Source organism: Hydrogenophaga aromaticivorans (assembly GCF_013387465.1).
GTDB lineage: Bacteria > Pseudomonadota > Gammaproteobacteria > Burkholderiales > Burkholderiaceae_C > Hydrogenophaga > Hydrogenophaga aromaticivorans.
Genome location: NZ_VYGV01000006.1, coordinates 674,023 through 685,138, shown reverse-complemented (window position 1 = coordinate 685,138; position 11,116 = coordinate 674,023). Strand labels below are relative to the sequence as shown.

Sequence of the window (11,116 nt, the reverse complement as noted above, 5' to 3'; positions counted from 1 at the left end):
CTTCCACGACCCGTCCGCCGATGCGACCAGGTCGTGCTTGCCAAAACCTCTACTCGATGCGACCAGGTCGTGCTTGCCAAAACCTCTACTTGTTGATGGCGTCTTTGGTTTTCCTGGCCATCTCCGTGATCGCATTCAGTGCCTTGTTGGCGGCATCCCTGGCGGCTTCTGCCGCATGCTGGGCTGCTTCCTTGCCAGACTCAGTTGCTTTTTTGACCGAGTCCTCGGCTTTCTGCGCCGCTTCGCTGGCGGCTTCAGCCGCCTGATTGGCCGCGTCCGAGATTTTTTGCAGCGCGTCCCGGAGGTCTTGCCTGGTTTTGTCGACGTCCGCAGCCGCGAACTCGGCAAGGCGGCCTGAGGCCACCTTCAGGTTTGCCTCAAGGCGGGTGCGCAAGCCGGCGACCTTCTCGCCCGCTTGATCGGCGGTGGCCTGCAAGAGCGCATCGGCATCGGCAACAATCTGCTTTATGTCGGCGATCAGTTTGTCTTTGGGCGTGGAACTGGGGGTGTTGGATTCAGACATGGGGTACCTCACGATTAGTGATGAAAATAGAAAATGAAAGCGCAACGCTGTGAAAATTTATCGGGCAGGCTGCCTGCCCGCCCGGAAAGGCTTATTTCGTCACGGCATCCTTGACGTCCCGCGCCGTTTCCTTGGTGGCTTCAAGTGCCTTGTCGGCGGCTTCCTTGGTCGCTTCCCAGGCCTTCTGTACGGCGTCCCGCGTGGCAACGGCAGCTTCCTGTGCAGCCTCCTTGCCGGACTTGGCCGCTTTTTTCGCGGCTTCTTCAGCCTTCTGAGTCGCCTCCTTGGTGGCTACAGCCGCTTTTTTGGCGGCTTCTTCGGCCTGCTGTGCGGCCTCCTTGGTGGCTGCGGTCGCTTTCCGGGTGGCTTCCCCAGTCTTGCGTGCCGCCAGCTTGGCGGCATCCTCGGCCTCCCGCGCCGCCTGCCGGGCAGCTTCCGCGGTTTTCTGCGAGGCGTCACTGACGGCCTGTTCAGCCTTCTCTACAGCCCGCTGGGCGGCTTCCGCGGCTTTGCGCGTTGCCTCTTTAGCTTCCTCGGCCGCTTTCTTCGCGCCTTCCTCCGCTTTCTGCAGCACGGACACCTTGGCCGGCTCGACCGGCTTTGCCGCGGGGTCTTCCGCCGCCTGTGCACTTGCGCCGACCAACAATGCAGACAGGATCAACCATTTTTTCAATTTCATCGCTTTTTCTCCTTGCAGTCATGGAGCAGGGACGTCTGCTCCGCACGTTTGCCCTGGGCAGGGCGTTGTTACGATTTTTCCTCGATAGTTCCGCCAAGACCGTTGCGCAGCAAGCCGACGATATGCCTCGCAATGGCCTCGGGGTCTTCGTGCTGGCGCTGGTAGCCCGGCAGGAAACGTCGCACCGACTGGGTTTCAAAGGGATAGATCACCAGACCAATTGTCGAAACGGCAAGCAGGTGGGCGTCATGGCTCGGGGCGAGTTCACCGGCAAGATTGCGCAGTGCTGTGAACAGGTCCCGAAAGACGCAGTCCACCAGGCTTTGCATGCGCTGCTCATTGCTGTCCAGCAGCACCCACTGCATCAGGCGTCTGAAGTCCTTTTCCCTGGCGAGCATGCGCGTGAAGAGTGCGACGAACGCTTCGAGCCGATCCCAGGGTTTTTCTCCACCTTCCAGAAGGGACTTCAAGGGCCCCACTTTTTCTTCGAAGGCATGGCCGACCGCATCCAGATAGAGCTGCTCTTTGTCCGAAAAGTGGTGGTAGAGGGCGGCAGGCGTCACACCCACGGCAGCCGCGATATCACGCATCGAAACCCCGTCAAATCCGACCGTTGCGAAGAGCGGAACTGACAGCCCGAGGATCTCTTTGCGCGTATGCCTGAAAGCTGGCTTCGCCATTGGATATCACCTGTATTTTGTACGTTACTTAACGAACGTTCATTAAACACCGGTTTTCATTATTCCACAACGCTTGGGAATACAAATTGAAGCGATGAATGGGTCTGGGCCATCAATCGGCATACGCTGCCGCATCTATGGCACACGCGCTATGTCAACATGGCCCGATACGCCACACCGAACTGTCTGGAACCCACACATGAACGAGTCCCCCACCTAGATGCTTTTTCACGTCGAGTCCGAGCGCATCGATGCCCACCTGAGCCAGTCCTTGTGCAAATCGGTCCGGATCGGCCTGGACACCGACATGGCCGGCAACCCCGACGCCTTCAACCCGGCCGAGCTGCTGCTCGCGGCGCTGTCGGCCTGCATGATCAAAGGCATTGAGCGCGTGGTGCCCATCCTCAAGTTTGAGTTGCGTGGCGTGAAGGTGATCGTGGACGGTGTGCGCCAGGACGTGCCGCCCAAGATGGACAGCATCCGCTATCAGATCGTTGTGGACACCGACGAAACGGACCGCCGCATCGACCTGCTGCACGACAACGTCAAGAAGTACGGCACGGTGTACAACACGGTGGCGCCGGGGACCGATCTGGCGGGCGCGATGCGCCGCGCGTGAGAAAGGCCAAGCGATGAGTGCCGGACACGAGCACAGCCACACCCCCGCCAATTTCAACAAGGCCTTTGCCATCGGCATCGGTCTGAACATCACCTTCGTGGCGATCGAAGCCTTCTACGGCTGGAAGATCAACTCGCTGGCCTTGCATCGCGGATGCCGGGCACAACCTGAGCGACGTGGCTGGTCTGGTGCTGGCCTGGGGCGGTGCACTGGCAGGCAAGCTGCGACCCAACCCCCGTCACACCTACGGTTGGAAGAAGGGTAGCATCCTGGCGGCGTTCGCCAATGCCTTGCTGCTGCTGGTGGCGATGGGAGCGCTGGTCTGGGAGGCCGTCGGCCGCCTGCTCGCGCCCGAACCGATGGCGGGCAGTGAAGGTCTGACCATCATGGCCGTGGCGGGCGTCGGCATCGTGGTGAACACGGCGACGGCCCTGCTGTTCATGCGCGGACGCGAGCGCGACCTGAACATCCGGGGCGCGTTTCTGCACATGGCCGCCGATGCGGTTGTGTCGGCCGGCGTGGTGGTCGCCGGTGCGCTCACGCTGTGGATGGGCTGGTTCTGGCTCGACCCGGTGGTCAGTCTGCTGATTGCGGCGGTGATCCTGTGGGGCACCTGGAGCCTGTTCCGGCAATCCCTGCACCTGCTGTTTGACGGCGTGCCTGACGGCGTGGACCCGCAGGCGGTGCACGACTACCTGGCAGGTCTGCCAGGTGTGAGCCGCGTGCACGACCTGCACATCTGGGCCATGGACACCTCGCAGGTGGCCATAACAGCCCACCTGGTGATGCCCGGCAGCCATCCGGACGACGCATTCCTGCAGGCGGCTACCGATGGCTTGCATGACCGGTTCGAGATCACCCATGTGACGCTGCAGGTGGTGCAGGTGCCGTTCACCGAACCCTGTGGATCGTGGGCCGCCCCGGGTATGCTTGGGCAGCCGTAACACCCCTGCCTGCCCCGGCCCCCGTCCATGTCCCGCGCCACCGCTCCCGCCCCCGCTTGTCCCATCGCCCCGCCCGCCGAGGAGGCGCGTGCGCGCGCCGAGGCGCTGGATGGCCTGCTGCACGCACAGGCAGCGGAACTCTGGGGCGGTCTGTCGCCCATCACGCTGGCGCTGGCCGCCACCGACTGGGCGCTCCACCTGGCCACCCAGCCCGCACAGACGTCGCGGCTCGTCAGTGAGGCCCTGGGAATGGCCACCCATTCCGCCAGGGCCGCGTTGACGCAGAGCCACCTGCCGCGCGGCGCCAGCGAGCGGCCCGATGACCAGCGCTTCCAGGCCGACGCCTGGCAGGCGTGGCCCTATGCATGGATCGTGCGCAACTACCTGGACGCCGAGCGCTGGTGGCGCGACGCCACCCACCGGCGTGGCATGACGGCCCACCACCGCGACGTCGTCGCCATGTTCGCGCGCCAGTGGCTGGACATGCTTTCACCGGCCAACGCCGGCCTGGCCAACCCCGAGGTGCTGGCACGCACGCTGGAACGTCGCGGGGACAACCTGCTGGAGGGCTGGGCGCACGCCTTTGACGACTGGCGCCGCCGCCAGGGTCTGGCGCAAATGTTTGACCACGGCCAACGCTTTGAGCCCGGCGTGGACGTGGCAGTGAGCCCAGGCCGCGTCGTGCACCGCAACCACCTGGTAGAGCTCATCCAGTACCGCCCGACGACGCCCGCCGTGCACGCCGAGCCGGTGTTCATCGTGCCGAGCTGGATCATGAAGTACTACATCCTGGACCTTTCGCCGCACGACTCGATGGTGCGCTGGCTGGTCAATCAGGGGCACACCGTGTTCATGCTCTCCTGGCTCAACCCCGACGAGAGCGACGCGCTGCTGGACATGGACGACTACCTGCAACTCGGCGTGTTCGACGCGTTGGCGGCCATCGGGCGGCGTGTGCCCGGCGAAGCGGTGCATGCGGTGGGGTACTGCCTGGGCGGCACGCTGCTGGCCATCGCCTCGGCGGCGCTCGCGCGGCCCGGGCGGGTGGCCGACGTCGAAGCGCTGCCGCCACTGGCGTCCTTGAGTTTTCTCGCCGCAGAGACCGATTTCACCGAGCCCGGCGAGATGGGCGTGCTGATCGACGAAAGCCAGGTCGCGCTGCTGGAGGAGATGATGGCCGAGCGCGGCTACCTCACGGGCCGGCAGATGGCCGCGAGCTTCCAGTTCCTGCACTCGCGCGAGCTCATCTGGTCGGCCACGCTGCGAGAACTCTGGATGGGCGAGCCGCTGCGGCCGAACGACCTGATGGCCTGGAACGCCGACACCACGCGCATGCCGGCGGCGATGCACAGCCAGTACCTGCGGCGCCTGTACCTGCACAACGAATTGGCCGAGTCGCGTTACTGTGTAGAGAGCCGGCCGGTGTCGCTGGACGATGTCCACCAGCCGATGTTTGTGGTGGGCACGGAAAAGGATCACGTGGCGCCCTGGCGCTCGGTCTACAAACTGCACCAGCTGACGGACGCCGAGATCACGTTCGTGCTGACCAGCGGCGGCCACAACGCCGGCATCGTCAGCGAACCCGGCCATGCGGGCCGACGCTGGCGCGATGCGGTGCGCCGCCCAGGTGACCCGTGGCTGTCGCCGGACGAATGGGAAGCCGCAGCCAAGCTACACGAAGGCTCGTGGTGGACCGCCTGGGACACCTGGATCAAGGCCAAGGGCAGCGGCCGAGAGGTGTCGGCGCGCCAGCTGACTGGACGCGACGGCCTGTGTGGCGCACCGGGAGCCTACGTGCACCAACGGTGTGAGGACTGAGCGCCGGCCCCGGCGGCAGCGTTCTTCAGGCTTCCGGTACGCTGACCCGCACCTGCCCGGACTTCACGCTGACCTTGTAGGTCTGCAGCGCCTTTTCGCCGCGCACGACGTTCAGCAGTTGGATGCCCGGCGGGAAGTTCGCCCAGTCCAGCACCGCGCCGGTGCGGATGTCGAAGCGCGCGCGGTGCAGCGGGCATTGCACCTTGCAGTCTTCCAGCAGCTTGCCGCGCGCCAGCGGCGCGAAGGTGTGGGTGCAGCTGGCTTGTGTCGCGAAAAAGCCATCGCTGAGGTGGTACAGAACGATCTTGTGCTTGTCGACGATAAAGGACTTCATCTCGCCGACGGGCAGTTCGTCCGAACGGCAAAGGGTGTGCCATGTCATGCTGGGGCTCCGTTTGCAGGGAATGGTTGATTGTTGGGCCACGGTGCGCGTCTGGCTGCGATGCGGCCTCTCTTGCGCAGGGCGTGCGGCGGGGCAGTTAGACCGACTGTCACGATGCCATCAACCGCACCGGCATGGACGCCAGTCGGTCGAAGAGGCGCGCTTCGGCGCGGATCGGCCACCAGTCGTAGAGGAATAGTTCCATCGGCCGCCACATCGCGACCCAGCCGGCGATCGACAGGCTGGCGCGCACCACCTCGAGCATGCCGCCCGGATCGAGCCAGTTCTCGGCCAGCTTGCTCGCGGCGAGGGTGGCGGCCAGGAACGCCAGGCCGATCAACAGGCTGAGCCTGCCGCGGCGGAACAGTTCGCGCAGTCGCCGCCGCGCCGAGGCGCCCTGCAGGTGGAAATGCGCGTGGACCGCGTCGCTGACGGATGCCGTTTCGGAAGACGGGTGTTCGAGATGCACGACCAGGCCGAGCGCCTCATCGCGCGGCAGGTCCTTGGCCGCGTCGACGATGAAGCGCTCGGCGCGCGGATCGAGGTTGCGGGTCGCGAGCGGCGACGCGTCCATGTGGTCGAAGAACTGCTCCAGCTCGGCCACATGCACTTCGATCTCGTTCACCGCCCGGCCTCCCGCGACCGCAGCATGCGCACGGTCTCGCTCTCGCCAAGAGGTGCGGCGCGCTTGACCCTCATGCTGTCCTGCCACTCGCGCGCGAAGTCGCGGCGCAGGCGGGCGTTGATGAGCGCAGTCAGCAGCATGGCGATGAACGCGCCGAGACCGGCCAGCGACATGTCCTTGTGCGCATCCCAGACGTCGCCCTGGGTTCCGAGGTAGGCCACCCCCAGGCCGCCGCCGAAGATCTCGGCCGCGGCCCACTCGAACAGTTCGAAGAGTGCAGAGGTCGAGAGGGTCATGTCCAGAGGCAGGAAGTAGCCCCAGAAGCCGCGGGCGTCGGCCACGCGCAGGAACAGCTCGCGCATCGGATAGGCCAGCAGCAGCCCGTACATCAAGTGCACGAAGCGGTCGAAGTGATTGCGCTCCCAGCCCATCACTTCGTTGAGCGAGCGTCCAGTCAGCGCCTTGATCCATGCGTCGTATGGAACCTCGGCGTAGGTGTAGTGCGCACCCACCGTGTGCAGGCAGAGAAACAGGAAGATCAGCGTATAGGACAGGCGCGACATCACAAAGCGGCGACGCGACGCCGACAGCGCGACCGCGAACACGACGACCAGCACGTTCTCAAGCGCCCAGTCGTCCCGGTACCAGGGGTCGATGGCGAGCGCGACCCACACCACGGCGAACAGCGCAGCGAGGAGGGCGAGGTAGCGACCGTGGGAGATCATGCGGCACGATACTTGATTTCAAGGTGGCCGCTGGTATCGATCAAGCATCAGTTGCCGCGAAAAATGGCATTTCATCGGGCGGAGGCGCGAGCCAATGGCATACGCTCTCCCAACATGGGCGCGAGCACATTCTGCAGCCAATCCGCGCAGCTACTTGGCATCAAGCTTTCGCGCGATCGCGATGAACACCCAGACAAGTGCCAATGGAACGAGCACGACGAGCAAGTACGGCAGCGAAAGCGCCACCCAGACGAGCCCGACGAACATGGCGCCACCCACGACAAACACGCCGACTCCAGCAAACACAAAGAGCAGGAGGATTGCGACACAGAACAGAGCAACGAGGTCGGCGATCAAACCCGCAACAAGTCCGTCTGGAGGGTGCGCAGTGAGCGCCAGATGAGCGTAAAAAGCCCTGCAAATGCGTAAAACAGCCCCCCTGGATGGCGCATGGCGCGACCGCGACCGACCAAATCTTCCGAAACTGGCTCATCGTGCTGAGGCGGTCAGCTTCGGCAGGGGTATTTCAGTAGCCTGCTAATCTTACTGTGTCATAAATGACATAATTCGATCTTCCAGACTTCGAGCTGGAGGATCTATGAGTGCAGCGGAACGCTTTGATCTCTACCTTGAACACCTGAGCGCAGGCTTGGGTCACGCAGACCGGCACGCCGGCCTTCGGGGCTACTGCACGGGCCTGATGCTCCCCCTGCCGCGCAAGAGCGTGGAGCCGATGGCTGCGAGAGTGGATCCGACACACGCCAGCGCACGGCATCAAGCACTGCACCACTTCGTGGCCAAGGCAGAGTGGTCAGACACCCAGATGCTGCGCCGCGTGTGCCAGTGGGTGATGCCCAAGATGGACTTCAGCCAGGGCGGCTGGTGGATCATCGACGACACCGGGTTCCCGAAGAAGGGTCGTCACTCGGTCGGTGTCACCCGTCAGTACTGCGGGATGCTCGGCAAGCAGGACAATTGCCAAGTGGCCGTGAGTATCTCGCTTGCGAGCAAGCAGGGCAGCTTGCCCGTGGCTTGGCAGTTGTACCTGCCCAATGACTGGGCGGCGGATCCTGAACGGCGTGCCAAGGCCGGCGTTCCAGATGAAGTGCGCTTCGCCACGAAGACGCAGATCGCATTGCAGCAGTTGCGCTCTCTGCTGGACGAAGGCGCGCCGCGCCACTGCGTGCTGGCTGATGCCGGCTACGGCGTGGACAACACCTTGCGCCAGGCGCTCAGCGATATGGGCTTGCTCTATACGGTAGGTGTCACATCTGCCGTCGTGGTCTGGCCGCCTGGTGTTCAGCCGCTGCCACCCATGCCTTACAGCGGCATGGGCCGACCGCCAGTGATGCCCAGGCGCACGGCGGCACTGCAACCGATGAGCGTCAAGGCGTTGGCGCAGTCGTTGCCAAGCCGAGCGTTCCAGAACATCAACTGGCGCGAGGGAACCAACGATTCACTGAACGGCCGCTTTGCGGCCGTGCGAGTGCGCCACGCTGGTGGCAATACGGGCAAGGCACGTCTGCGTCCCGAGCAGTGGCTGCTCATCGAGTGGCCGGCAAGCGACGCTGAGCCAAGCAAGTACTTCTTGTCCACCCTGCCAGAGGACACCTCGATCCACGAGTTGGTCGACATCGCCCATCAGCGTTGGCGCATCGAGCGTGACTACCAGGATCTGAAGCAGGATTTCGGCCTCGGCCACTACGAGGGCCGAGGATGGCGGGGGTTCCATCATCACGCCGCGTTGAGCATCGCGGCCTACGGATTCCTCATGGCCGAACGCCTCGCCGCCGACAAGTCTGTCGGCGGTAAAAAAAACTTCATCGAACGCCAAGTACCTGCCCTTCCCGAGGATTACATCCCCCGCGGAAGTCCTACGCGCGCAGCGCCACGTGGCGACGTCGATCACGACACTGCGTCATCGACTGAGCTACCAACTGATCGCTCGTCTCGGTCAGTGCCCCTGCTACGGAAGGGCAAGCGAAAAACTGGGCGGATTCAAGTCTGAAGTGCAACACCCTGGGGTTCAATGAACGAGGGTGGAATGTTGCGGGCTGTTGAGCAGGAGTTCTCGATAGACCGCCAGCGGGGATCGTACGCCCAGACCTTTGCGAGGTCGGTTGTTGATCTGATCGGCAATGGCATCGAGTTGCTCCTGGCTGTAGCCTGAGAGATCGGTGCCCTTGGGCAGGTACTGACGCACCAGCCCATTGGTGTTCTCGTTGGAGCCGCGCTGCCATGGGCTGTGCGGGTCGCAGAAGTACACCGCGATTTCCGTGCGGCGGCTGAGCTCCTTGTGCATCGCCATCTCCCGGCCCTGGTCGTACGTCATGCTCTGGCGCATGGGCGCTGCGATCCCCAGCAGCTTGTCAGAGAAGGCCTGCATCACGTTGGCTGCGCTGGCAGGTTTGAACTCAGGCAGTTTGATGAGCATGAGCAGCCTGCTGGTGCGCTCGACCAAGGTGCCCACCGCACTGGCGTTGGCCGCTCCCTTGATGAGATCGCCTTCCCAGTGGCCCGGAAACTGCCGATCCTCAATCTCAGGCGGACGCAGGTGGATGCTCACCATGTCGGGGATCTGACCGCGCCGGTCTTGCCCTTTGCTGCGAGGTACGCGCTTGTTGTGGGCGTGGCGCAGGGTGGCGATCAGCTCGCGCTTGAGCTCGCCCACGGGCTGGGCGTAGATGCAGTTGTAGATGGTCTCGTGTGACACGCGGTGCTCATGGCCTCTGGGGAGGATGCAGGCCAGTGTCAGGGCAATCTGTTCAGGCGACCAGCGCTCGCCCAGAAAGTGGCGCATCAACCCGAACAGGATGCCATCGCGATGGAGCTTGCCCTGTGGGCGGCCTTGCAGGCGTCGCCGTCGGGCGCAGGCACGCGCTGTGGTGCTCGCGTAGCCTGCGGGCTGAGCGTTGCGCCGCAGCTCCCGGCTGATGGTGCTTGGTGAACGACCCAAGACTTGGGCCATGGCGCGAACGCTGTACTTTTGCTGGGCCAGACTGGCCAGGGTCACGCGGTCTTCAGGCTGAAGCTGTTGATAGCGCTTGGATGGGGTGCTTTGCATCTGCGGACCTTACTCGGTGGCAGGTGTTGCACTTCAGACTTGAATCCGCCCTGCTCTTGTGACACAGTAAGACTAAGACCTTTGCCCGCCTGACCTGATGACGTCGAATCTCACCCGCCTGTGAATCCACCTGGTAAACTTGAAAGATGCTCTTTGCGATATCCAGGCCAATGATGGGGAGCGATGCTGCTTCGAACATGATGAACCTCCAAAGTGGGGTGGAAACACCCTCACTTTGGCATCCGCTGCCTGTTCAAGCCAGAGACCGAGATCGAGTGCACTGCACAGCACGTGATAGGTGGGGTGACCATGCCATCTGACTGGCTCAGAAATTCGAGGGGACTTCAGGCTAACAAAATCAAGTCCGGATTGCCGGGGGGGCTTGTATGCACAGGGCTACCACTGCGTCGGTCAGGTCATCAATCGAGATTCCCTTTTTAGGATTGAACCACAGCGCTGACCCGTTCAATAGTCCGAAGATCAAATGGCGCGCAAGCGACACCTCGCCTTGCAAGCAGCCGGTCGACGCGAGTTCTTGGAGCACGGGCGTCCATGTCGCTTCGTAGTCACCTTGCAGCTTCGCGATGACGTTGTGCTGCCTTGTGTTGAGAGAGCGGGACTCGTAGAGCACCGCATGCATGAAGTCGCTGCTTGGCCCCAGTAGCGTATCGAAATGCGATCGGATCAATTGCCGCAGCGTAGTCGCAGCGTCATGTTCGGCAAGGAGCACGATCGTCTGGCGCGCCAGCGCGCTACGCATGCCTTCCTGCATCACCTCATACAACAGCGCATCCTTGCTTTTGAAGTGACAAAACAGTGATCCGGAATGCATGCCAACGGCGCAGGCGATGTCGCGCGTGCTCGTGCCGTTGAAGCCGTTGCGTCGAAACAGTTTGGCCGCAGCCTTGACGATATCTTGGCGGCGGTTGCCTTCATTTCGCTCTTGCGGCGTCTTGCGTGGGCGGCCTCGCGGCCGCTTGGTTGCTGCGAAAGTGGGAAGGGAGCGCGCGGCACACATCATCCGCAAACGAGTAGCGACGCCTGCCAAAGGTGCCGG

At 63.4% G+C, this 11,116-nt stretch carries 13 protein-coding genes; 4 read left to right on the top strand and 9 right to left on the bottom strand.

Annotation, left to right across the window (positions count from 1 at the left end; translation table 11 throughout):
- Window positions 1-85 precede the first annotated feature (85 nt).
- The 3 genes from F3K02_RS07575 to F3K02_RS07565 all read right to left on the bottom strand — a co-directional run bounded on the left by F3K02_RS07575 (window position 86) and on the right by F3K02_RS07565 (window position 1,882).
- Window positions 86-523 carry an ElaB/YgaM/YqjD family protein gene (locus F3K02_RS07575; protein WP_177134750.1) on the bottom strand — a complete coding sequence of 146 codons (438 nt, stop codon included), beginning with the start codon at window positions 521-523 and terminating at the stop codon, window positions 86-88.
- Between the two features lie 91 nt (window positions 524-614).
- The gene (locus F3K02_RS07570) at window positions 615-1,202 is read right to left on the bottom strand and encodes a hypothetical protein (protein WP_177134748.1); all 588 of its coding nucleotides are present in this window, start codon (window positions 1,200-1,202) and stop codon (window positions 615-617) included.
- A 68-nt stretch (window positions 1,203-1,270) separates the two neighbouring features.
- Window positions 1,271-1,882 (bottom strand): TetR/AcrR family transcriptional regulator, encoded by a 612-nt coding sequence (locus tag F3K02_RS07565; protein ID WP_177134745.1) that lies wholly within the window; start codon window positions 1,880-1,882, stop codon window positions 1,271-1,273.
- A 220-nt stretch (window positions 1,883-2,102) separates the two neighbouring features.
- Here F3K02_RS07565 and F3K02_RS07560 point away from each other — a divergent pair, with 220 nt between their 5' ends.
- The 3 genes from F3K02_RS07560 to F3K02_RS07550 all read left to right on the top strand — a co-directional run bounded on the left by F3K02_RS07560 (window position 2,103) and on the right by F3K02_RS07550 (window position 5,263).
- Window positions 2,103-2,501, top strand: coding sequence for an OsmC family protein (locus F3K02_RS07560; RefSeq protein WP_177134742.1), 399 nt, complete (start codon window positions 2,103-2,105; stop codon window positions 2,499-2,501).
- A 176-nt stretch (window positions 2,502-2,677) separates the two neighbouring features.
- Window positions 2,678-3,445 (top strand): cation diffusion facilitator family transporter, encoded by a 768-nt coding sequence (locus F3K02_RS07555; protein WP_291187868.1) that lies wholly within the window; start codon window positions 2,678-2,680, stop codon window positions 3,443-3,445.
- A 27-nt stretch (window positions 3,446-3,472) separates the two neighbouring features.
- Window positions 3,473-5,263 (top strand): PHA/PHB synthase family protein, encoded by a 1,791-nt coding sequence (locus F3K02_RS07550; protein WP_177134568.1) that lies wholly within the window; start codon window positions 3,473-3,475, stop codon window positions 5,261-5,263.
- Between the two features lie 25 nt (window positions 5,264-5,288).
- Here the strand turns inward: F3K02_RS07550 and F3K02_RS07545 are convergent, their stop codons facing one another.
- The 4 genes from F3K02_RS07545 to F3K02_RS07530 form a co-directional block, all read right to left on the bottom strand.
- A complete protein-coding gene (locus tag F3K02_RS07545; protein WP_177134566.1) occupies window positions 5,289-5,645 on the bottom strand; it encodes a Rieske (2Fe-2S) protein in 357 nt (118 codons plus the stop codon).
- A gap of 109 nt (window positions 5,646-5,754) precedes the next feature.
- Window positions 5,755-6,270: a hypothetical protein gene (locus F3K02_RS07540; RefSeq protein ID WP_177134564.1), complete on the bottom strand. Its 516-nt coding sequence runs from the start codon at window positions 6,268-6,270 to the stop codon at window positions 5,755-5,757.
- Window positions 6,267-6,995, bottom strand: coding sequence for a DUF2238 domain-containing protein (locus F3K02_RS07535; protein ID WP_177134562.1), 729 nt, complete (start codon window positions 6,993-6,995; stop codon window positions 6,267-6,269). Before F3K02_RS07535 ends, F3K02_RS07540 begins: the two co-directional genes overlap by 4 nt.
- Window positions 6,996-7,145: 150 nt before the next feature.
- On the bottom strand, window positions 7,146-7,352 hold the full coding sequence (locus F3K02_RS07530) for a hypothetical protein (protein ID WP_177134560.1): 207 nt from the start codon (window positions 7,350-7,352) through the stop codon (window positions 7,146-7,148).
- 241 nt (window positions 7,353-7,593) lie between these two features.
- Between F3K02_RS07530 and F3K02_RS07525 the strand changes: the two genes are divergently transcribed.
- A complete protein-coding gene (locus tag F3K02_RS07525; RefSeq protein ID WP_177134740.1) occupies window positions 7,594-9,003 on the top strand; it encodes an IS701 family transposase in 1,410 nt (469 codons plus the stop codon).
- Between the two features lie 18 nt (window positions 9,004-9,021).
- Here F3K02_RS07525 and F3K02_RS07520 read toward each other — a convergent pair whose 3' ends face one another.
- Window positions 9,022-10,059 (bottom strand): IS30 family transposase, encoded by a 1,038-nt coding sequence (locus F3K02_RS07520; protein WP_177134467.1) that lies wholly within the window; start codon window positions 10,057-10,059, stop codon window positions 9,022-9,024.
- A gap of 358 nt (window positions 10,060-10,417) precedes the next feature.
- Window positions 10,418-11,107 (bottom strand): TetR/AcrR family transcriptional regulator, encoded by a 690-nt coding sequence (locus F3K02_RS07515; protein WP_246309228.1) that lies wholly within the window; start codon window positions 11,105-11,107, stop codon window positions 10,418-10,420.
- Between the last annotated feature and the right edge of the window lie 9 nt (window positions 11,108-11,116).